This window comes from Stenotrophomonas sp. SMYL8 (assembly GCF_036320065.1).
Classification (GTDB): Bacteria; Pseudomonadota; Gammaproteobacteria; order Xanthomonadales; family Xanthomonadaceae; genus Stenotrophomonas; species Stenotrophomonas maltophilia_A.
Genome location: NZ_JAWIRR010000011.1, coordinates 89,510 through 109,336, shown reverse-complemented (window position 1 = coordinate 109,336; position 19,827 = coordinate 89,510). Strand labels below are relative to the sequence as shown.

At 67.1% G+C, this 19,827-nt stretch carries 16 protein-coding genes and 1 pseudogene; 8 read left to right on the top strand and 9 right to left on the bottom strand.

Annotated features, from left to right (window positions below; all coding sequences use genetic code 11):
• Positions 1–83 precede the first annotated feature (83 nt).
• Together V3B25_RS11225 and V3B25_RS11220 are read right to left on the bottom strand one after the other, a co-directional pair.
• The gene (locus tag V3B25_RS11225) at positions 84–602 is read right to left on the bottom strand and encodes a c-type cytochrome (protein WP_005407662.1); all 519 of its coding nucleotides are present in this window, start codon (positions 600–602) and stop codon (positions 84–86) included.
• A 205-nt stretch (positions 603–807) separates the two neighbouring features.
• Positions 808–1,416, bottom strand: a complete 609-nt coding sequence (locus tag V3B25_RS11220; protein WP_005407661.1) for a TetR/AcrR family transcriptional regulator — start codon at positions 1,414–1,416, stop codon at positions 808–810.
• A gap of 161 nt (positions 1,417–1,577) precedes the next feature.
• On the opposite strand from V3B25_RS11220, the gene V3B25_RS11215 reads away from it, so the two are divergent.
• From V3B25_RS11215 to V3B25_RS11205, 3 genes are read left to right on the top strand one after another with little or no spacing between them, the layout of a single operon-like run.
• The gene (locus V3B25_RS11215) at positions 1,578–2,741 is read left to right on the top strand and encodes an isovaleryl-CoA dehydrogenase (RefSeq protein WP_014645571.1); all 1,164 of its coding nucleotides are present in this window, start codon (positions 1,578–1,580) and stop codon (positions 2,739–2,741) included.
• 10 nt (positions 2,742–2,751) lie between these two features.
• Positions 2,752–4,362, top strand: coding sequence for a carboxyl transferase domain-containing protein (locus V3B25_RS11210; RefSeq protein ID WP_049421013.1), 1,611 nt, complete (start codon positions 2,752–2,754; stop codon positions 4,360–4,362).
• Between the two features lie 26 nt (positions 4,363–4,388).
• Positions 4,389–6,371, top strand: coding sequence for an acetyl/propionyl/methylcrotonyl-CoA carboxylase subunit alpha (locus V3B25_RS11205; protein WP_049421012.1), 1,983 nt, complete (start codon positions 4,389–4,391; stop codon positions 6,369–6,371).
• A gap of 21 nt (positions 6,372–6,392) precedes the next feature.
• On the opposite strand, the pseudogene V3B25_RS11200 reads toward V3B25_RS11205, so the two are convergent.
• Positions 6,393–6,518, bottom strand: a pseudogene (locus tag V3B25_RS11200) (putative peptide maturation dehydrogenase); the annotation flags it as partial.
• A gap of 253 nt (positions 6,519–6,771) precedes the next feature.
• On the opposite strand from V3B25_RS11200, the gene V3B25_RS11195 reads away from it, so the two are divergent.
• Positions 6,772–7,086, top strand: a complete 315-nt coding sequence (locus V3B25_RS11195) for an NHLP-related RiPP peptide (protein ID WP_080355175.1) — start codon at positions 6,772–6,774, stop codon at positions 7,084–7,086.
• A gap of 32 nt (positions 7,087–7,118) precedes the next feature.
• Positions 7,119–7,460, top strand: a complete 342-nt coding sequence (locus tag V3B25_RS11190; RefSeq protein ID WP_012509743.1) for an NHLP-related RiPP peptide — start codon at positions 7,119–7,121, stop codon at positions 7,458–7,460.
• A gap of 48 nt (positions 7,461–7,508) precedes the next feature.
• On the opposite strand, the gene V3B25_RS11185 is transcribed toward V3B25_RS11190, so the two are convergent.
• Entirely contained in the window at positions 7,509–8,687 is a 1,179-nt protein-coding gene (locus tag V3B25_RS11185) for a putative peptide maturation dehydrogenase (RefSeq protein WP_012509742.1), read from the bottom strand.
• Between the two features lie 164 nt (positions 8,688–8,851).
• Between V3B25_RS11185 and V3B25_RS11180 the strand changes: the two genes are divergently transcribed.
• Positions 8,852–9,142, top strand: a complete 291-nt coding sequence (locus tag V3B25_RS11180; protein WP_012509741.1) for an NHLP-related RiPP peptide — start codon at positions 8,852–8,854, stop codon at positions 9,140–9,142.
• A gap of 16 nt (positions 9,143–9,158) precedes the next feature.
• Here the strand turns inward: V3B25_RS11180 and V3B25_RS11175 are convergent, their stop codons facing one another.
• The 4 genes from V3B25_RS11175 to aceB all read right to left on the bottom strand — a co-directional run bounded on the left by V3B25_RS11175 (position 9,159) and on the right by aceB (position 16,129).
• A complete protein-coding gene (locus V3B25_RS11175) occupies positions 9,159–11,663 on the bottom strand; it encodes a putative peptide modification system cyclase (protein WP_329810677.1) in 2,505 nt (834 codons plus the stop codon).
• A 16-nt stretch (positions 11,664–11,679) separates the two neighbouring features.
• Entirely contained in the window at positions 11,680–12,720 is a 1,041-nt protein-coding gene (locus V3B25_RS11170) for a GGDEF domain-containing protein (protein WP_049400576.1), read from the bottom strand.
• Between the two features lie 420 nt (positions 12,721–13,140).
• Positions 13,141–14,442, bottom strand: coding sequence for an isocitrate lyase (gene aceA, locus V3B25_RS11165; RefSeq protein WP_004153647.1), 1,302 nt, complete (start codon positions 14,440–14,442; stop codon positions 13,141–13,143).
• Positions 14,443–14,506: 64 nt separating this feature from the next.
• Positions 14,507–16,129 carry a malate synthase A gene (gene aceB, locus V3B25_RS11160; RefSeq protein WP_329810676.1) on the bottom strand — a complete coding sequence of 541 codons (1,623 nt, stop codon included), beginning with the start codon at positions 16,127–16,129 and terminating at the stop codon, positions 14,507–14,509.
• A gap of 110 nt (positions 16,130–16,239) precedes the next feature.
• Between aceB and V3B25_RS11155 the strand changes: the two genes are divergently transcribed.
• Together V3B25_RS11155 and V3B25_RS11150 are read left to right on the top strand one after the other, a co-directional pair.
• A complete protein-coding gene (locus V3B25_RS11155; protein WP_121503027.1) occupies positions 16,240–17,208 on the top strand; it encodes a LysR family transcriptional regulator in 969 nt (322 codons plus the stop codon).
• A gap of 292 nt (positions 17,209–17,500) precedes the next feature.
• Positions 17,501–18,409 (top strand): LysR family transcriptional regulator, encoded by a 909-nt coding sequence (locus tag V3B25_RS11150; protein WP_071228780.1) that lies wholly within the window; start codon positions 17,501–17,503, stop codon positions 18,407–18,409.
• A gap of 82 nt (positions 18,410–18,491) precedes the next feature.
• On the opposite strand, the gene V3B25_RS11145 is transcribed toward V3B25_RS11150, so the two are convergent.
• Positions 18,492–19,748 carry an MFS transporter gene (locus tag V3B25_RS11145; protein WP_329810675.1) on the bottom strand — a complete coding sequence of 419 codons (1,257 nt, stop codon included), beginning with the start codon at positions 19,746–19,748 and terminating at the stop codon, positions 18,492–18,494.
• Positions 19,749–19,827: the final 79 nt, after the last annotated feature.

Sequence of the window (19,827 nt, the reverse complement as noted above, 5' to 3'; positions counted from 1 at the left end):
GCGCGGCCCCCCGGGCCGGCCGCCCCCCACCCCCCCCCCCCCCCCCCGCGGGGGGGGCCCCCCCCCCCCCCCCCCACTACCGGTTACTTCAGGTTGCCCAGCATCCAGTCCACGGTGGCGTGGATCTGTTCCTCGGTCAGCGCCGGGTTGCCGCCCTTGGGCGGCATGATGCCGCCATCCGGGCCGGTATAGCCCTCGATGGCGTGCTTGTAGAGGGTGTCCTTGCCCTGTGCGATGCGCTTGTCCCAGTGCGAATGGTCCAGCGTCGGCGCCATGCCCACGCCGGTGGTGTGGCAGGCGGTGCACAGGTTGTCGAAGATGACCTTGCCGTCCTTGGTGCCGCCGTAGGCCACCTGCGAGGCGGCCTTGGCCAGCGCGGCGGCCTTGGCCGCAGCCTGCGCGGCGGCGCCGGTGCTGCCGGCATAGACCGCGCCGGTGGGCGAGATGCGCTGCTCGGTGCGCTTGGCCGCGGTCGGCGACACCTCGGGCGGAATCCGGGTGTGGATGTAAGCGGCAAGGAGGATGAGGCCGAGGGTGATGGTCGCCAGCAGCGCGATCACCATGGAGAAGCGTTTCAGGAACTCCAGATCGTAATTCCGCACTCTTCGTTACCCCTGGCTGATAGTCGTTGGACCACGGCTGAGCGACTGCGTGATGGACCGAGTATAGAACGCGCTTTGCGTGCGACAACAGGCGTCACTGCTGGTGCGGCGCAGCATTCGGACCCGGTAGTGCCGGCCGCTGCCCGGCATCGCCAGCCCACCGGATGGATCGTGCAGAAGCCGGCCAGCGGCCGGCGCTACCGGATTACCGGGCGCCGATCGCGCGCAGGCAGAAGCTGCAGATCGCATCCACCAGTGCGTCTTCGTCGCGGTGTGCTTCGCGGCTGGGCGCGGTGGGGCCGACCATCGCCTCGGTGAAGGCGCCGACCAGGCAGGCGGCAGCCACATGCGCGTCCTGTGCCGGCAGCTCACCGGCGGCCACGCCCTCCTCCACCAGCCGCAGGAACACGTCGCCGAAGGCGCGACGACCGCGCATGCGCTCGGCTTCCACGTCCGGGTCGACCGGTTCGACGATGAAGGCATGCGCCAGCCCCGGCCCGGCCAGGGCGCGGCGGACGAAGGCGGTGATCGCCAACCGCAGGCGCTCGCTGGCCACCTCCGGGCCGCTGGCGATGCGCTCCATGATCGCGACCTCGTGGGCCACCGCGGCGTTGAGCACCTCCACGAACAGCTCGGCCTTGGACGGGAAGTGCCGGTAGATCAGGCCGGTGGACACCCCCGCCTGGGTCGCCACGGCGGTCACCGGGGCATTGCGCCAGCCCCCGGTGGCGACCAGCTCACGGGTGGCCAGCAGGATCCGTTCACGGGCCCCGGCCAGGCGTTCTTCCATCAGTGCAGAGCGTTTGTAGGCCATGTTTTGATTCTAGTTTCAATTTTTGAATTTGTATTCACTTCTTACCCGAACCCCGCTACGCTGGGGTTCAATCGCCCGTGCGGGCAGCGGTCCTGCAGACCGCCGCCCGCTCCCCCGCCGGGTGCGTCCATTTCCTGCCATCCCGCCGTGGAGCCACCACAATGCACGTGCCATCCCTGAACTTCGACCTTGGCGAAGACATCGACCTGCTGCGCCAGAGCGTGGCCCATTTTGCCGCCGCCGAGGTCGCACCGCTGGCCGCCGAGGCCGATGCCAGCAACCAGTTCCCGCTGGCCCTGTGGCCGAAGCTGGGCGAACAGGGCCTGCTCGGCCTCACCGTGGAAGAAGAATACGGCGGCACCGGCATGGGTTACCTGGCCCATGTGGTGGCGATGGAAGAAATCTCGCGTGCCTCCGGCGGCATCGGCCTGTCCTATGGCGCGCACTCCAACCTGTGCGTGAACCAGCTGCGCAAGAACGGCAACGAAGAACAGAAGCAGCGCTTCCTGCCCGGCCTGTGCAACGGCAGCCTGGTCGGCGCGCTGGCGATGAGCGAGCCGGGTGCCGGTTCGGACGTGGTGTCGATGAAGCTGCGCGCCGACAAGCGCGGTGACCGCTACGTGCTCAACGGCAACAAGATGTGGATCACCAACGGTCCGGACGCCGACGTGCTGGTGGTCTATGCCAAGACCGACATGGAAGCGGGTGCCAAGGGCATCACCGCGTTCCTGGTCGAGAAGGGCATGAAGGGCTTCTCCACCGCACAGAAGCTGGACAAGCTGGGCATGCGCTCCTCGCCCACCTGCGAGCTGGTGTTCCAGGACTGCGAGATTCCCGAAGAAAACGTGTTGGGCCAGGTCGGTGGTGGCGTGCGCGTGTTGATGTCCGGCCTGGATTACGAGCGCGTGGTCCTTTCTGGCGGCCCGCTGGGCCTGATGGCCGCGGCCATGGACGTGGTGATGCCGTACGTGCATGAGCGCCACCAGTTCGGCGAACCGATCGGCAGCTTCCAGCTGATCCAGGCCAAGATTGCCGACATGTACGTGGGCCTGGGCGCGTGCCGCGCCTACGTCTATGCCGTCGCGCGCGCCTGCGACCAGGGCCGCACCACCCGCCAGGATGCCGCCGGTGCCATTCTGTACGCCGCCGAGAAGGCCACCTGGCTGACCGGCCAGGCGATCCAGATCCTGGGCGGCAACGGCTACATCAACGAGTATCCGACCGGCCGCTTGTGGCGCGACGCCAAGCTGTATGAAATCGGCGCCGGCACGTCGGAGATCCGCCGCATGCTGATCGGCCGCGAACTGTTCCAGCGCACCCTGTAAGGCCAACGCGATGACCGTCCTGAACAGCCAGCTGCAACCGGGCAGCGAAACGTTTGAAAGCAACCGCGCCGCCATGCAGGCCGTGGTCGACGACCTGCATGCCACCCTCGCCCGCACCGCGCTGGGCGGCAGCGAAGCCGCGCGCGCCAAGCACACCGCACGCGGCAAGCTGCTGGTGCGCGACCGCATCGACGCCCTGCTCGATCCCGGCAGCGCCTTCCTGGAAATCGCGCCGCTGGCCGCGCACGGCATGTACGAAGACGCCGTGCCCGCCGCGGGCGTGGTGGCCGGCATCGGCCGCGTCAGCGGCGTGGAATGCGTGATCGTGGCCAACGACGCCACGGTCAAGGGCGGCACCTACTACCCGATGACGGTGAAGAAGCACCTGCGCGCGCAGGAGATCGCCGAGCAGAACCACCTGCCCTGCATCTACCTGGTCGATTCCGGTGGCGCCTTCCTGCCGCTGCAGGACGAGGTGTTCCCCGACCGCGATCATTTCGGCCGCATCTTCTACAACCAGGCCAACCTGTCCGCGCAGGGCATCCCGCAGATTGCCTGCGTGATGGGCAGCTGCACCGCCGGCGGCGCCTATGTGCCGGCGATGAGCGATGAGACGGTGATCGTGCGCGAACAGGGCACGATCTTCCTCGGCGGCCCGCCGCTGGTGAAGGCGGCCACCGGTGAAGTGGTGACGGCCGAAGAACTGGGCGGTGCCGATGTACACACGCGCATCTCCGGCGTGGCCGACCACATGGCCGACAATGATCTGCAGGCGCTGGCACGGGTGCGCGCGATCATCGCGCAGCTCAACTGGCGCAAGCCGGAACCGGCGATGGCGGTGCAGGCCAGCGAAGAACCACTGCTGCCGGCACACGAACTGTACGGGGTGATCCCGGCCGATACGCGCAAGCCCTACGACGTGCGCGAGGTCATCGCGCGCCTGGTCGATGGCTCGCGCTTCGATGAGTTCAAGCCGCGCTACGGCGCAACGCTGGTGACCGGCTTCGCGCATCTGAACGGCTATCCGATCGGCATCATCGCCAACAACGGCATCCTGTTCTCCGAGTCGGCACTGAAGGGGGCGCACTTCATCGAGCTGTGCACCCAGCGCAACATCCCGCTGGTGTTCCTGCAGAACATCACCGGCTTCATGGTCGGCCGCAAGTACGAGCAGGGCGGCATCGCCAAGGACGGGGCCAAGCTGGTGATGGCGGTGGCCTGCGCCAAGGTGCCGAAGTTCACCGTGGTCATCGGTGGCTCGTTCGGTGCCGGCAACTACGGCATGTGCGGCCGCGCGTACTCGCCGAACTTCCTGTGGATGTGGCCGAACGCACGCATCGGCGTGATGGGCGGCGAACAGGCCGCCAGCGTGCTGGCCACGGTCAAGCGCGATGGCATCGAAGCCAAGGGCGGCCAGTGGCCGGCGGCGGAAGAGGATGCGTTCAAGGCACCGATCCGCGAGCAGTTCGAACAGCAGGGCCATCCGTACTACGCCAGCGCGCGCCTGTGGGATGACGGCGTGATCGATCCGGCCGACACCCGCCGGGTGCTGGCCCTGGCGCTGTCGGCCAGCCTCAACGCCGCCCCGCAGCAGACGCGCTTCGGCGTGTTCCGCATGTAACCCGTGCCATGACCGAGTCTGTTGCCATGTTCACCAAAGTCCTGATCGCCAACCGTGGCGAAATCGCCTGTCGCGTCATCGCCACCTGCCGCCGCCTCGGCATCGCCACCGTGGCGGTGTATTCCGATGCGGACCGCAACGCACGCCATGTGCGCCTGGCCGACGAAGCCATCCACATTGGTCCGGCCGCCGCACGTGAGAGCTACCTGCGCAGCGATGCCCTGCTCGACGCCGCACGCCTGACCGGCGCGCAGGCGATCCACCCCGGCTACGGCTTCCTGTCCGAGAACGCCGACTTCGCCGATGCCTGCGCGGCGGCCGGCATCACCTTCATCGGCCCGCCGGCCAGCGCCATCCGCGCGATGGGCGACAAGAGCGCGGCCAAGGCGCTGATGGCCAAGGCCGGTGTGCCGCTGACCCCCGGCTATCACGGCGACCAGCAGGCGCCGGACTTCCTGCGCGCACAGGCCGACGGCATCGGCTACCCGGTGCTGATCAAGGCCAGCGCCGGCGGCGGTGGCAAGGGCATGCGCAAGGTCGAGCGCAGCGAGGACTTCGTCGATGCGCTGGCCAGCTGCCAGCGCGAGGCGGCCTCGGCGTTCGGCAACGACCACGTGCTGGTCGAGAAGTATGTCGAGCGCCCGCGCCATATCGAGATCCAGGTGTTCGGCGACAGCCACGGTGAGGCGGTCTACCTGTTCGAGCGCGACTGCTCGGTGCAGCGCCGCCACCAGAAGGTGCTGGAAGAGGCGCCGGCGCCGGGCATGAGCACAGAACGTCGTGCTGCAATGGGCAAGGCGGCAGTCGATGCCGCGCGCGCGGTGGGCTACGTCGGTGCCGGCACGGTGGAGTTCATCGCCGGCCCGGACGGCGATTTCTACTTCATGGAAATGAACACCCGCCTGCAGGTCGAGCACCCGGTGACCGAGTACATCACCGGTACCGACCTGGTGGAGTGGCAGCTGCGCGTGGCCTCGGGCCAGCCGCTGCCGCTGCGCCAGGAACAGCTGGCGATCCACGGCCACGCCATCGAAGCGCGCCTGTACGCCGAAGACGCCGACCGGGGCTTCCTGCCCTCCACCGGCAGCCTGCGCCGCCTGCGCCTGCCGACCCCGTCGGCCCATGTGCGCGTGGATACCGGCGTGGAGGAAGGCGACAGCATCACCCCGTACTACGATCCGATGATTGCCAAGCTGATCGTCTGGGACGTGGACCGCGATGCCGCCCTGCGCCGCATGAGCCAGGCGCTGGCGGACTGCCAGGTGGTGGGCGTGACCACCAATGCCGGCTTCCTGCGCCGCCTGGTGAACACCGATTCGTTCGCGCACGCCAAGCTGGACACCGCGCTGATCGAACGCGAACAGGCGGCATTGAGTGCAGTGGGCGACTCGGATGATGCCCTGTGGCTGCTGGCCGCCGTGGCTGCGGTTGCAAGCACGGGCGGCGCCAGCACCGACGCGCGCGATCCGCATTCGCCGTGGCAGGCCCAGGACGGCTGGCGCCTTGGCGCATCGGCACCGCGCGTGCTGCCGCTGCAGCAGGGCGAACGCAAGCAAACACTGAAAGTGTGGGCGCAGGCCGATGGTTGGCGCGTGCAGCGCGATGACGCCGCGCCGGTGCAGATGCTTGGCACGGCCGATGCGCAGCATCTGACCGTGCAGCTGGGCGAGCGCCGCTGGTCACCGCAGCTGCTGCGCGAAGGCGACCAGCTGTATCTGTTCGGCGCCGATGGCCAGCACCGCTTCACCCTGCACGATCCGGTGGGCGAATCGGACCACGCCGTGGCCGATGCCGGCAGCCTGCTGGCGCCGATGCCGGGCAGGATCGTCGCGACACTGGTCGCGGCCGGTACCGAGGTCAAGCGCGGCACGCCGCTGGTGGTGCTGGAAGCGATGAAGATGGAGCACACCCTGCAGGCACCGGCAGACGGCACGGTGAAGGGTTACCGCGCCAAGGCCGGCGACCAGGTGGGTGACGGTGCGGTGCTGGTGGACTTCGAAGCGGCGTGATGTGGCGGGGGCCGCGCGGGTTCAGACCGCGCGGTCCTCGGGATTCCAGATCACACCTGCCGGGTCCAGTTCGGTCGTGGTTATGGTCGGGGCACGCCAGCCAAAACCGCATACGGCGAGGACGCCCTCGGAACGCGGATCTAGGCCAAATTCGTGCTCGATGGGCCAGGTCGCCGACGACGCCTCCGACCTGGACACCGCGCTGAAACTGCGTCGCAGGAACGTCAAGCTGGCCTCTCCGGTGCGCTCTTCCAACGTTTCTGGAACCACGGTGCCATGCCCAGCAGGACCACTGGCCTGTACCGGCTCGGCGCGCCTTGCTTGACGCTGCGCTGCGGCACGCTCGCGGTAGTCACACGTGGTCTAATCGGCGGACATTGACCCACAAGGAGTGTTTCCGATGTCCGCAAAGTCCCCGATGACCACTGTCAATGCCGGTCGGCTGCTCGACCTGCTGTGTTCTGACGACGCCTTCCGCGCAGAGTTCACAGCCGATGCCGGCGCTGCGATGGCGCGGCATGGGCTGCAGGCACAGTCCGGCACAAGCCCCTGCGCCATCCACAACGTCCTGGCCAGCAAGGAAGAGTTCCAACAGGTGCGCCAGCAGATCGCCGCGCTCCTGGCCCAGCGCGCCGCATTCAATGTCCCCTTCATGTTCGAATCCGGGCATCTGCAGGGAAGCGTGCACCACTCCGCCGTACCGCAGGCCGCTTGAACGCCCCTCAATCCACTTCAGAGGTAAATCCGATGCTGCCGTTCACTCGTGCCCCGTTCTCCAGCGAACACACCACCACCGAGTCGCCGCGCTTTGAGCCGCAAACCGCCATTGCCCTGCTCGATCGCTTGTGCAGCGACGACGTGTTCCGTGCGCAGTTCAGCAGGAATCCGCTGCCGGCCTGCCGACAGATCGGCCTGGCATTCGACTCGATGGCGCAGGTGCCGCCTTGCCTGAGCACCGGCAAGCTGGCCAGCAAGGAAGAGCTGAGCCAGGCCCGCGATGCCCTGGTGAACTATCTCTCCAGCCACCGCGCAGCCATGACCGTGGTCTTCACCTTCGAAGCCGGTCACGTCCACCGCATCATCCAGTAATGCACCCGACAAGGGGCGCTGGGTACTCCAGCGCCCTGCCGGGCTTGTTCAATCGCGGGCCTCGCGCTTCCAGACATGCCCCGCAGGGTCCAGCTCCGCCGTGGTCATGCTCTGCGCACGCCAACCGAATCCGCACACCGCCATTGCGCCGTCGACCATCGGGTCGAACCCGAGCAGCGACTCGATCTCCGTCTCATTGATCGCCGCGGTGACGAAGCCGCCCAAGCCATTGGCCGTGGCCGCTGTATACAGTGCCTGCGACACATGGCCGACATCCAGGCTCACGGCGCGATAGGCCTTGGCGTGGTTGCGGTACTTCCAGAAGTTGCGACCGAAACGGCAGACCAGCACCACCATGGCGTGGGCCGAAGCGAACCAGTGCTGGCCCGACAACAGGCGCAGGCAGAAATCGTCCAGCTGGGCGGGCTGTGCCTGTTGCCGTGCCAGCTCGTGAGCCACGGCATGATAGTGATACAACCCAGGCTGCAGGCCATCGACCTTGCGCGCAATCACGTACGCTTCCAGCGGATGCAGGCTACCCGCGGACGGTACATTCTTCTTCAGGAAGCGCACGCCGGGTTCGGTTTCCACCTGTGCCTGCGCCATCAGCACGTGCTGCATCATGCCGGCCAGCATCTCCAGCGATAGAGGCTTGTCCTCGGCGTAGTTGCGGCAGGTGGTACGTGCAGCCAACAGCTGCGCCACGGCATCGGGTGCCGCGACCGGCAGAGCGATGGCACCCGGCTGCCGCTCCGGGGCTTCGGTCGGTGGCTTGCCGAGCTGCTGCACCAGGTCCTGTGCGGTCACCATCCGGTGCTTCTCCATATCGCCGGCACTGTCTACGCCCGCCCAGCGGGAATGGCGATGATGGATGGCTGACAAGGCCCACCAGTGCCCGTCGCGAACACGCTGGTCGGCCTGTCGCGCCGCCTCGGGCGCGCCCTCCTCGGCGATGAGCAACCCCGCCTCCAGCAGCGATGCGACTCGGGCGCGGTTCTGCAGGTCATCCGGCAAGACCTGCCAGCGCTCCGCGCTGGTCTGCAACAGCAACGCACAAGCGTCAGCATCGAGCGTCACAGGCTGATCGAGATGGGCAGCACGCACCTGCAACTGCTGCACGAACTCCACACCGGTTCCACCAGCCAGCAGGCTGTTCAGGGAGAACGATGGTTGTTCATCGGGAACAACAGCCAGCGCGTGGCATCGGCGGTACCGCGAAGAGGTCATCGACGTTCCTGTGGCAAATGGGATTCCAGCAATGTGCTGCCGGTGGAGCTGGGTAAGTATGGCCCAGTACCGCGTTCAAGACCCATCGATCCGCGCCGCTATGACTACGGTCAAAGGCACGCGCCACTTGTTCGACCTTCCCTGTCTCCTTGGATCCCACGCTCATGACCAACCGCAAATCCCCACTGTCCCTCGCTGACGCCACCACGCTGCTTGATCTGCTCACCACCGACGCAGACTTCCGCACAGCATTCAAGCAGGACCCGGCAACAGCCCTGCAGCAGATCAGTGTCGAGGCGGGTGCCGCCGCGCAGGGCTGCATGCTGTCCGCCGACCTGGCCTCCAATGAAGATCTGGCCGCTGCACGCGACAATCTGGTGCAGCAGCTGACCGAGCGCGCGGTGTTCAGCCATCCGCATTGCTTCATCGACGGTTCGCAGGCGCCGACGCCCTGACCTTGGTGCTGATCGCTCAGGATGCGTCCGGTGAGAGGGCGCATCCCGGGCGTGATGGCCCACGCTGGCTGTCGCCTACATTCAATGCCTGCAACACGGACGAGCCTGCGAATTCGGTATAGGCGCGCCCACGGTGCCGACGCATCCAGTCCAGCTGCGACTGCTGCTCCTGTATCGCGCCCTGTGCGGCGTAGGCCGCTGCCAGCACGCTGTGGACCTGGAACAGCTCGCTGCCATCAACCATCGCCTGCAGCATCTTGATTGCCTGCGCGCTGTCACCGGACAGATGCAACGCATTGGCCTTGACCACCGCCGCCAACTGGCGCGCACGTGGGTCGACGGCGTCGGCCGCCAATACGTCAAGCTCGGCCACCTGCCGGCCGATCGAGGATTGCAGGCCCAAGCGCTGTGCCGCATACAAGCTGGCCGCAGCGAAGTACAGATACTGTCCGCGTTCACCGTTGTCGGGGCGTGCCGCATTCCGCAGCAGCGCGCTGGCCTGCGTTGCGAAGTCGCGTGGCGCTACGCATCGAGCCGCCGCGGCGTGAACAGCCAAATTGACCGTGCCCAGCAGATCACATACGAAGGGACCGCCATTGCACCGGCCTGCGGACGCGACCGAGGCTGCCAACGCCTCCTCAAATCGCCCCTCATCAATGGCCAGTGAAGTCCCTTCCAGCCACCGTCCCGGCCCGATCTCCGGCAACCGCGCCAGCACTGCACTGGCCTCTGCATTTCGCCCGGACACGGCCAGCGCCGCAACCAGCTGCCGGTTCGGGCGACCTTCGGCGAGCTGCATGGCACGATGCAGCGTTGCTACCGCCTCATCGACCTTTCCCCGTGCCAACTGGATGCGCCCGAGCAGTTCCAGCGTCACGCTGCGTAACGGGTTCTGCTCCACGTTGGCATGGGCAACGGCCTGCTCCGCCTTTTCGTAGTGGCCCAGCACGAACTCGGCCAGACCATGGTTGACGCTGGCCCCGTGATGATCCGGATACAGATCGGCCAGTACCTTCCAGGCCTCGCCAGCGGCGGATTCAGAACCGGACTCCAGCTCCACCTGCCATGCATCCAGATACAGGCCCTCACGCGTGCTCAGCCGATGACGCAGCGTCCTGACCTTGGTCAGCAAACCGCGCGCGTCCTCCAGCTGGCCCTGGCTGAACATCGATCGCATCTGCCCGACATAGGCCATGGCGAAGTCGGGATCGATGCGCGTTGCGATCTGGAAAAATTTCAATGACGACTCGGTCTGTCCGCGGCCATAGGCAAGCTGTCCGCGTGCGTAGGCATGCAGTGCGTCGAGGTTGGCTGTTGCCACCTGCGGCAACGGTGCCGATGTCTTGCCGATCTGCGCCATCGCTTCGCCCAACCGCGATCGCAATTGCACCACCACTTGGTCACTGGAGGTCAGCGCGGAAGGCAGGCCTTTGCCATCGGAATAAACCGAGTAGACGGTCTCGCCAGTGGCAGGATTGACGACATCGACGGCCACACGCAGCTGGCCGTGTACCTCACGGATCGAGGGATCGAGTACCGCGCGCGCGCCATCGCGCATTGCGATCTGGACAGCGGCGGCACGATCGATCTCGGTGTTTTCTGGCATCAACATGCGCGCCATGGTGTCGCGCGCCTTCATGTCGCTGATCACGTTTACGTAACGCGACTGCTCAAGCCCGATGCGCAACGCCTGGTTCAGGGCGTCGTCCAGGACCGGGTTATCGGTCAGGTTGCGCGCATCGGCCATCACCACCCAGTCGCGTTCGGCGAAGGCAATCGCCGGCTGTGGCCGGGCCAGCAGCCACAGGCCCAGCCCGACAGAGACAATCAGGGCCGCCTGCGCGGCCATCGCCAGCGGACGCCGCCAGACCGGAACATCAGGGCGTGCCTTGTCGCTGGCACGCGGCCGGGAAAGCATGCCCTTCCCCGCCACCGCCACGCCCAGCACTTCCATCGGTTGCGCCACACCGCGAAAGCGCCAGCGACCGAATGACCTCCACTGCAGGCGACCGCCCAGTTCACCCAGCTCCGTCGCTGCACGGCGCACCACCGATTCAGCAGCCGCCGACATCAGCAGTTGTCCGGGGGGAGCCAACTGCATCAGGCGCGCGGCCATCGGCTTGGCCAGGCCCTCCACCTCCACAGCCTTGGCTCCAAGCGCGATCGATTCCGAGCTGTTGTTCCACAGGATGACCTCACCCACGTGCAACCCGGCCCGCGCCTGCAGTCGGAGATCACGCGCCTGCCCCAGCGGCTGCAGGCCACGCTGGTAATCCAGGGCGAATCCGAGCGCATCAATCGGGCGCTCGAAGAGCATGAACAATCCGTCGGAGCGGTCGATCAGCTGGCCGTGCCAGCGCTGCTGCAGCGCCAGCACCAAGCGGTCGTGTTCCTGGAACAGCTCGGCGGCAGCAACATCGCCGATGCGTTCGACCAGCAGCAGCGAATCACACAGATCGGTGAACAGCAGCGCACGTAGTTGCTGGTTGTGCGGCGTCGACGTTCCGTTGTCGCCATTCATCGCCGGTCTCTCCCGATCAAGGTATGTCCGCTGCATCCGCCCAGCGCAGGCAGTTGCCACCATCGCGCTTGGCCTGGTACAGCGCTCGGTCCGCGTTGGCGTACCACTCGCTCCAGCCCGCCTCCGGCGCCAGCAGGCTGGCACCGATGCTGACCAGGCTGACGTGCGGCGTGCCATGACTGCGTTCGAGCAGGCCATGCACCGCGCTGAGGATGAACTCGGCCGCGTGCTGCACGATCTCATGGTTGCCACGGCGCAGGATCAGGCAGAACTCATCGCCGCCGAGGCGGCAGGCCAGGTCCTGTTCGCCGGCCATCGAGCGCAGGATGTTGCCCATGCTCTGCAGTACACGGTCGCCGGCCTGGTGGCCGTGGCGATCATTGATCTGCTTGAAGCGGTCGCAGTCGATCAGCAGCAGTGCCTGCGGCAACCCTTCGCCATCGGCGCGGCATTCCTGCAGGTACAGGGTGAGGCCACGACGGTTGTGCAGCCCGGTCAGTTCATCGGTACGTACCAGTTCACGGGTGTGGGTCAACTGGTGAGTGGTGATGTACAGGTTGTCCAGCGCGGTTTCCAGATCGTGGTTGCGCCGACGCAGCTGGCTGATCAGCGCCTGCTCGTTGGTCAGCACGCGCATGATCGTACGGCGCAGGAAGTAGGCGACCAGGCCGGGATCGGATTCCACCAGGCGATGGAAGTCGGCCGGGCCCAGCTCCAGTACTTCACAGTCGGCCAGCGCGCGTGCACTGGCGCTGCGCAGGTGATCACCGACCAGCAGGCCAAGCTCACCGAAGAACTCATGCTGGCCGAGCGTCTTGATCACCAGGTCCTCGCCGAAGTCCAGTTCGATCTGGCCTTGGAGGATCACATACATCCGTTCGCCGCGATGGCCACGCTGGAACAACCATTGTCCGGCATGAAGCTTGCATGGACGGGCAAATCTGGCGAACAATGCAACCTCGGCAGCGGAAAGCAGCGCGTGCACGATCTCGGCCATCGCCACCCGGGCGATACCTGACGTCACATCACTGTTCTCGGCCGCACCCCTGCCGGTCATTCCCTGCACCCGCCGCCAGCGTCCCCTGGTGAGCCGCGGAGCATAGCACCGCTTTAAAGTGTGCGCCCTATCTCATTTTGACCCGTCTGCCGATCTTGATTGATGTGAAGATCGGTGGTGGCCCGTTCTGGTCACGGGTGTCCGGGCAAAACCCCTGCTGGATCAATCCGATGCTGGGTTTCACAGGCTTTCGGCCAAGTTGCCGGCACGCGGGGGTGCGCCTGATTGACGCTGGCTGCGCGCTGCTCCCTTGCATCGATACAACAACGCCGGCAGGTCCCCCGACCGGCCGGCGTTGTCTGGCCCTTCCCTGGCCACCCTGATCGGATTTCGAGGCTTCGGTAGCGCCGGCCGCTGGCCGGCTTCCCTGTGGTGCCCGAAGTATCACGTGGTTGCCGGCCAGCGGCCGGCACTACCGCATCACGCCGCGCGTTCGCTGCGCCCGCCGTGGAACTGCTCTTCCTCGGTCGAACCGGTCAATGCGGTGGTCGACGACTGGCCCTGCTGGATCGCCTGGGTCACCGCATCGAAGTAGCCGGTGCCAACCTCACGCTGATGCTTGACCGCAGTGAAGCCGCGCTCGGCCGCTTCAAACTCGGCTTCCTGCAGTTCCACGAACGCGCTCATCTGGCGGCGTGCATAGCCGTGGGCCAGATTGAACATGCCGTAGTTCAATGCATGGAAGCCGGCCAGGGTGATGAACTGGAACTTGTAGCCGTAGCTGCCCAGCTCGCGCTGGAACTTGGCAATGGTGGCGTCGTCCAGGTTCTTCTTCCAGTTGAAGCTGGGCGAGCAGTTGTAGGCCAGCAGCTTGCCCGGGAACTTCGCATGGATCGCCTCGGCGAACTTGCGCGCGAACTCCAGGTCCGGCTTGCCGGTCTCGCACCACACCAGGTCGGCGTAGGGCGCATAGGCCAGGCCACGGCTGATCGCCTGGTCCAGGCCGTTGCGGGTCTTGTAGAAGCCTTCCACGGTGCGCTCGCCGGTGGCGAACGGCTTGTCATTGCCATCGATGTCGCTGGTCAGCAGATCCGCGGCTTCGGCGTCGGTACGCGCCACCAGCAGGGTCGGCACGCCCAGCACGTCGGCGGCCAGGCGCGCGGCGTTGAGCTTCTCGATCGCCTCACGGGTCGGCACCAGCACCTTGCCGCCCATGTGGCCGCACTTCTTCACCGACGCCAGCTGGTCTTCGAAGTGCACGCCAGCGGCACCGGCCTCGATCATTGCCTTCATCAGTTCGAACGCATTGAGCACGCCGCCGAAACCGGCTTCCGCATCGGCGACGATCGGCTGCAGGAAATCAATGTCGTCCTTGCCTTCGGCGTGGTGCAGCTGGTCGGCGCGCAGCAGCGTGTTGTTGATGCGCTTGACCACCGCCGGCACCGAATCGGCCGGGTACAGCGACTGGTCCGGGTACATCTGCCCGGCCAGGTTGGCGTCGGCCGCCACCTGCCAACCGGACAGGTAGATCGCCTTCAGGCCCGCCTTGACCTGCTGCATGGCCTGGTTGCCGGTCAATGCACCCAGCGCGTTGACGAACTCGCGCTCATGCAGCGACGCCCACAGCTTCTCCGCACCCAGGCGGGCCAGCGAATGCTCGATGTGGACGGTGCCGCGCAGGCGCACCACGTCGGCAGCGCTGTAGTTGCGCTGGATGCCTTCCCAACGCGGGTTGGTATCCCAGTCGTGCTGGATCTGTTCGGCAGTGGGCAGCTTGCTCATGTCTTTCTCCAGTTCGGTTCGTGCGTGCAGCGGGGAGGGAAACGGCGGGTTTGCGGGCAGTCGGTCAGTCGATGCGCGCGTAGGCCGGCAGGGTCAGGAAATCGGTCAGTTCGTCGCTGCGGCTCAGTTCGCCGAGCAGGGTGATGGCCTCGCCGATGCGTGCGCCACCAGGCAGCGCGGCGGTATCGCCCAGCCGTGCCGGCAGCTGCGACAGGGTGGAATCCAGCAGCGCCAGGTCGATCGCAGTGCCATCGTCCAGCTGCTGGCCCGGCGTATGCAGCCACTGCCACAGCTGGCTGCGGCTGATCTCGGCGGTGGCCGCGTCCTCCATCAGGTGGTGGATCGGCACGCAGCCGTTGCCATCCAGCCACGCCGCCAGGTAGCGCACGCAGACTTCCACGTTGCCCTCAAAGCCGGCACGGGTGATGGTGCCCGGCGGCCGCGCGATCAGTTCGTCGCGGCCGACGCGCACATCCTGGCGCAGCACGCTGTGCTGGTTCGCACCGGGCATGTGTTCGTCGAAGATCGCCATCGCCACCGGAATCAGCGCCGGGTGTGCCACCCAGGTACCGTCGTGGCCAGCAGTGACCTCGCGCAGCTTGTCGGCGCGCACACGGGCCATCGCCTGCTCGTTGGCAGCGGCATCGTTGTTGATCGGAATCTGCGCGGCCATGCCGCCCATCGCATGCGCACCACGGCGGTGGCAGGTCTGGATCAGCAGCTCCGAATACGCCTTCAGGAACGGCTGGGTCATGGTCACCTGGCCGCGTTCGGGCAGCACGCGGTCGGCATGGCGGCGGAAGGTCTTCAGGTACGAGAAGATGTAATCCCAGCGCCCGCAGTTCAGGCCGACGATGCGGTCACGCAGCGCGTGCAGGATCTCGTCCATCTCGAACACCGCCGGCAGCGTTTCGATCAGCACGGTCACCTTGATCTGGCCGTGCGGCAGGCCGAGCATGCCTTCGATGTGCGACAGCGCGGTCTCCCACAGCGCCGCCTCTTCCATGCTCTGCAGCTTGGGCAGGTAGAAGTACGGGCCACGGTCCTTGGCCTGCAGGGTGCGGGCGTTGTGGAAGGCGAACACCGCCGCGTCGAACAGGCCGCCGGCGATGAACTGGCCATCGATGCGCACGTGCTTCTCGTCCAGGTGCCAGCCACGCGGGCGCACGATCAGCACCGCCTGCTCGTCGAAGGGGCGCAGGGCGTAGTGCTTTCCATTGGGTGCGGTGTATTCGAGATCGCCACGCACCGCGGCGGCCAGCGACTGCTGCCCGGCCAGCAGGTTGCGCCAGGTCGGCGAGGTCGAATCCTCGAAGTCGGCCATGAACACCTTGGCGCCGGAGTTCAGCGCGTTGATGACCATCTTCGGGTCGGTCGGGCCGGTGATCTCGACGCGGCGGTCCTGCAGCGCGGCCGGCAGCGGGGCAACACGCCAGTCGCCGCTGCGGATCGCGGCGGTGTCCTCGCGGAAGTCCGGCAGGCCGCCCTGGTCGAAGAACGCCTGGCGCACGCGGCGTGCCTGCAGCCGTGCCTGCCGGCCCGGTTCCACCGCACGGTGCAGCGACACCAGCAGGGCCAGCAGTGGCGCCGGCAGCAGGGTGTCCTGGCCGGCCACGCGGGTCGCCAGGGCGATACCGGGGGTGGCCTTGCTGGCGGGGGTGGGAACAGCGGAAGCGACGGCGGACATGGGGCGACTCCAGCGGTGGGGGAACGTCTCCACGGTGCCGCCGGTATCGAGTATTTGGCAAAACAGTTTTTGCAATGCTTTACATAAATTGTGCTAATACTTGTGACGCCATGACCACGCGCCCCTCGCCAAGTCCGCGTTTTTCCTACAAATCCGACCGGTTGAAGCCGCTGCGCGCGTTCTGCCAGACCGTGCGCCTGGGCTCGGTCTCACGGGCGGCTGAGGCGCTTTTCGTCAGCCAGCCGGCCATCAGCCTGCAGCTGCAGGCGCTGGAGCGTGAGCTGGGGGTGCCGTTGTTCGAACGCAGCGGGCGCCGCCTGGTGCCCAGCCGCGAGGGCCAGCTGCTGTACGAGATGGCGCAGCCACTGGTGGAGAGCCTGGACGGGCTGGAGGCGCGCTTCCGCGACAAGGTGCGCGGCCTGGACGCGGGCGAACTGAACATCGCCGCCAACAGCTCGACCATCCTGTACCTGCTGCCGAAGATCGTCGAACGCTTCCGCCTGCATCATCCGGACGTGCGCCTGACCCTGCACAACGCGATCAGCGCCGACGGCACCGACCTGCTGCGCGAGGACGCCGCCGACCTGGCGATCGGTTCGATGACCGATGTGCCGGCCGACCTCAGCTACGCGCCGGCCTACCGCTTCGAGCAGGTACTGATCGCACCGCACGACCATCCGCTGGCCAGCGGCGGCGAACTGGAACTGGCCGACATCGCCCGCTATCCCCTGGTGCTGCCGCCGAAGCGGCAGATCACCTACCGGCTGGTCGACCAGGTATTCCAGCGCCACCGCATCGCCTACACCGTGGCGCTGGAGGTGGGCGGCTGGGAGGTGATCAAGCAGTACGTGGCAATGGGCATGGGTATTTCCATCGTGCCGGCGCTGTGCCTGAACGAGGCCGACCGCGAGCGGCTGGCGGCGCGGTCGATGAAGCGCTGGTTCCCGGAACGCAGCTACGGGGTGATCGTGCGCCGGGGCAAGGCGTTGTCGGCGCAGGCGCGGGCGTTCATCGAGCTGATCCAGCCGGAGTTGTTCAGTCCGCGCGATTACGACCAGAGCGGGCATTCCGAGCGGTGAGGGATGTTCGGCAGGGCTGCGCCCTGCACCTGCCGAAGCAACGGCAACTGCAACGTCAAAAGCTGGACTTCCGTGAGATGGCGGGGGGGGGGGGGGGGGGGGGGGGGGGGGGGGGGGGGGGGGGGGGGGGGGGGGGGGGGGGGGGCGGGCGGGGGGCGCCCCCCCCCCCCCCCCCCCCCCCCCCCCCCCCACCCCGCCTTCGACAGTTGGCCGCGATCTGTCGGGGTCGGATCCCGTTGCTGCGCAACGGGCTCTGACCCCATTTCCGGCTGGCGATGAATAAACTGGCCCCATGTCCATCGAACTCCGCCATCTGCGTTACTTCCTTGCCGTCGCCGACACGCTGCACTTCGGCCAGGCGGCGGAGCGGCTGGGTATGTCGCAGCCGCCGCTCAGCCAGCAGATCCGCCAGCTGGAAGATCTGATCGGTGCGCGCCTGTTCGTGCGCAGCCATCGTCGTGTGCAGCTGACGCCTGCCGGTGAACTACTGCAGGAACGTGCGCGGGCCATCGTGCAGCAGGTGGAAACGGCGGTGGACGAAGTCCAGCGCGCGCAGCGCGGTGAGCAGGGTGAGCTGCGCATCGGGCTGACCCGCGCGACGCCACTGTCGCCGCAGATTCCGCGCTCGATCCTGCAGTACCGCCAACGCTATCCGCAGGTGCGGCTGCAGCTGAGCGAGATGAACACCCTGCAGCAGATCGATGCGCTGCTCGACGGTTCACTGGACGTGGGCATCATCCGCAAGCGCGCATTGCCGCCGGAGCTGGTGGCGCACAGCCTGTTCGTCGATCCACTGGCGTTGATCGTGCATGCCGACCACCCTGCCCTGCGCAGGCTCTCGGCGCAGGGCACGCTGTCGCTGCACGACTTCGCGCAGGAACCGTTCGTGGCGTTCCGCCGCAGTGCGGGCGCGGGTATTCATGACCACATGATCGCGTTGTGTGCGGCGGCGGGCTTCACCCCGCGCATCGTGCAGGAGGCCGGTGAGGCGTCGACGCTGATCAGTCTGGCCGCTGCTGGTCTGGGTGCGGCGATCCTGCCGTCGTCCTGTGATCACATCCGCGTGGAAGGCGCGCGCTTCGTGGCACTGGCCGATGCCGGTGCGCATTCGGAAGTGCAGCTGGCGTGGCACCGCGAGGGTGTGACGCCGCTGATCCGCAACTTCGCCGGGCTGTTGCGTGAGGCGTTCGCCGAAGGGTGAGGTGCAACCAACCCGGTAGCGGCCAACCTTGGTTGGCCCACGGCCACGGCGCCGACCAAGGTCGGCATCTACCAGAGCAGGTTCACGCCGTCACCGGCTGCGGGGCGCGCTGCTGCAGCGCCCAGACAATGCCACCGCCGATCAGGGTCAGCACGGCGGCGAACAGGCACAGGCCCAGCCAATCCCACGCTGCATAGGCCAGGCCGCCTACACCACCGAGCACGCTCGAACCCAGGTAGTAGGCGAACAGGTACAGCGCCGACGCTTCGGCGCGCATCGCGCCAGCGCGGCTGCCGACCCAGCTGCTGGCCACCGAGTGACCGCCGAAGAAGCCGAACGTCACCAGCGCGATACCGAGTGCCATAGTGCTCAGCCACGGCATCGCCAACAGCACGATGCCGGCACCAATCAGTGCGAACGAGATCGACAGGATGCGACCGCGCCCGTAACGCGTGGCCTGCTGGCCCATCCATGCCGAACTGAAGGTGCCCACCAGGTACACGCTGAAGATCAGCCCGACCACGGTCTGGCTGAGGTGGTACGGCGGCGCCAGCAGGTGATACCCGAGGTAGTTGTAGAGGGTGACGAACACGCCCATCAGCACGAACGAGGTAGCGAACAGCCACGGCAGCCCCGGGTCGGCGAACAGCGTGCGCCAGCGCGACGGCAATTGGCGCAGGCCGCCGCGACGTGCATGGAAGTGCCGCGACGGTGGCAGCTGCAGCCACAACAGCACGGTACTGGCGATGGCGATGATCGAAACCACGCCGATGCCCCAGCGCCAGCCCCAGTGGTCGGCGATGATGCCGGCCAGCAGGCGCCCGCTCATGCCACCGATGGCGTTGCCGCCGATGTACAGGCCCATCGCCAGGCCCAGCGCGCGGCTGTCCATTTCCTCGACAAGGTAGGTCATCGCCACTGCCGGCACGCCGCTCAACGCCAGGCCGAGCAGCGTGCGCAGCACCAGCAGCGTGGTCCAGTCATCCACCAGCGCCGTGCACAGCGACAGCGTGGCCGAGGCCAGCAGCGCGGCGATCATCATCGGGCGACGGCCAACCGCGTCGGAGATCAGGCCTGCCAGCAACATCGCCACCGCCAGCGTGCCGGTGGTCAACGACAGCGACATCGCGCTGCCGGCGGCGGACACGCCGAAGTGACGGCTGAACTCCGGCAGCAGCGGCTGCACCGTGTAGAGCAGGCCGAAGGTGGAGAAACCGGCCAGGAACAACGCGAGCGCGGTGCGGCGGAAGGCCGGTGTGCCCTGCTGGATGCGGGTCTCGGCGATGGAATCGACAGTGGAGGGGCGGCGTTCGACGGCCGCCGCGGTTTCGCCAGTCATGGGATCGATGGGCCGGTGGGGACGGCCGGGCATGGGAGGGAACGGGCCTCAGACTAGGCCCGTCGATCCAGTCGATCCA

What these genes read in the sequence shown, in the direction of transcription:
- V3B25_RS11185 (WP_012509742.1), bottom strand. Translation starts at nt 8,687, where the DNA reads ATGACCTCTTCGCGGTACCGCCGATGCCACGCGCTGGCTGTTGTTCCC.
- V3B25_RS11220 (WP_005407661.1), bottom strand. Translation starts at nt 1,416, where the DNA reads ATGGCCTACAAACGCTCTGCACTGATGGAAGAACGCCTGGCCGGGGCC.
- V3B25_RS11175 (WP_329810677.1), bottom strand. Translation starts at nt 11,663, where the DNA reads ATGAATGGCGACAACGGAACGTCGACGCCGCACAACCAGCAACTACGT.
- V3B25_RS11170 (WP_049400576.1), bottom strand. Translation starts at nt 12,720, where the DNA reads ATGACCGGCAGGGGTGCGGCCGAGAACAGTGATGTGACGTCAGGTATC.
- V3B25_RS11150 (WP_071228780.1), top strand. Translation starts at nt 17,501, where the DNA reads ATGTCCATCGAACTCCGCCATCTGCGTTACTTCCTTGCCGTCGCCGAC.
- V3B25_RS11180 (WP_012509741.1), top strand. Translation starts at nt 8,852, where the DNA reads ATGACCAACCGCAAATCCCCACTGTCCCTCGCTGACGCCACCACGCTG.
- V3B25_RS11205 (WP_049421012.1), top strand. Translation starts at nt 4,389, where the DNA reads ATGTTCACCAAAGTCCTGATCGCCAACCGTGGCGAAATCGCCTGTCGC.
- V3B25_RS11210 (WP_049421013.1), top strand. Translation starts at nt 2,752, where the DNA reads ATGACCGTCCTGAACAGCCAGCTGCAACCGGGCAGCGAAACGTTTGAA.
- V3B25_RS11155 (WP_121503027.1), top strand. Translation starts at nt 16,240, where the DNA reads ATGACCACGCGCCCCTCGCCAAGTCCGCGTTTTTCCTACAAATCCGAC.
- aceA (WP_004153647.1), bottom strand. Translation starts at nt 14,442, where the DNA reads ATGAGCAAGCTGCCCACTGCCGAACAGATCCAGCACGACTGGGATACC.
- aceB (WP_329810676.1), bottom strand. Translation starts at nt 16,129, where the DNA reads ATGTCCGCCGTCGCTTCCGCTGTTCCCACCCCCGCCAGCAAGGCCACC.
- V3B25_RS11215 (WP_014645571.1), top strand. Translation starts at nt 1,578, where the DNA reads ATGCACGTGCCATCCCTGAACTTCGACCTTGGCGAAGACATCGACCTG.
- V3B25_RS11190 (WP_012509743.1), top strand. Translation starts at nt 7,119, where the DNA reads ATGCTGCCGTTCACTCGTGCCCCGTTCTCCAGCGAACACACCACCACC.
- V3B25_RS11145 (WP_329810675.1), bottom strand. Translation starts at nt 19,748, where the DNA reads ATGACTGGCGAAACCGCGGCGGCCGTCGAACGCCGCCCCTCCACTGTC.
- V3B25_RS11195 (WP_080355175.1), top strand. Translation starts at nt 6,772, where the DNA reads ATGTCCGCAAAGTCCCCGATGACCACTGTCAATGCCGGTCGGCTGCTC.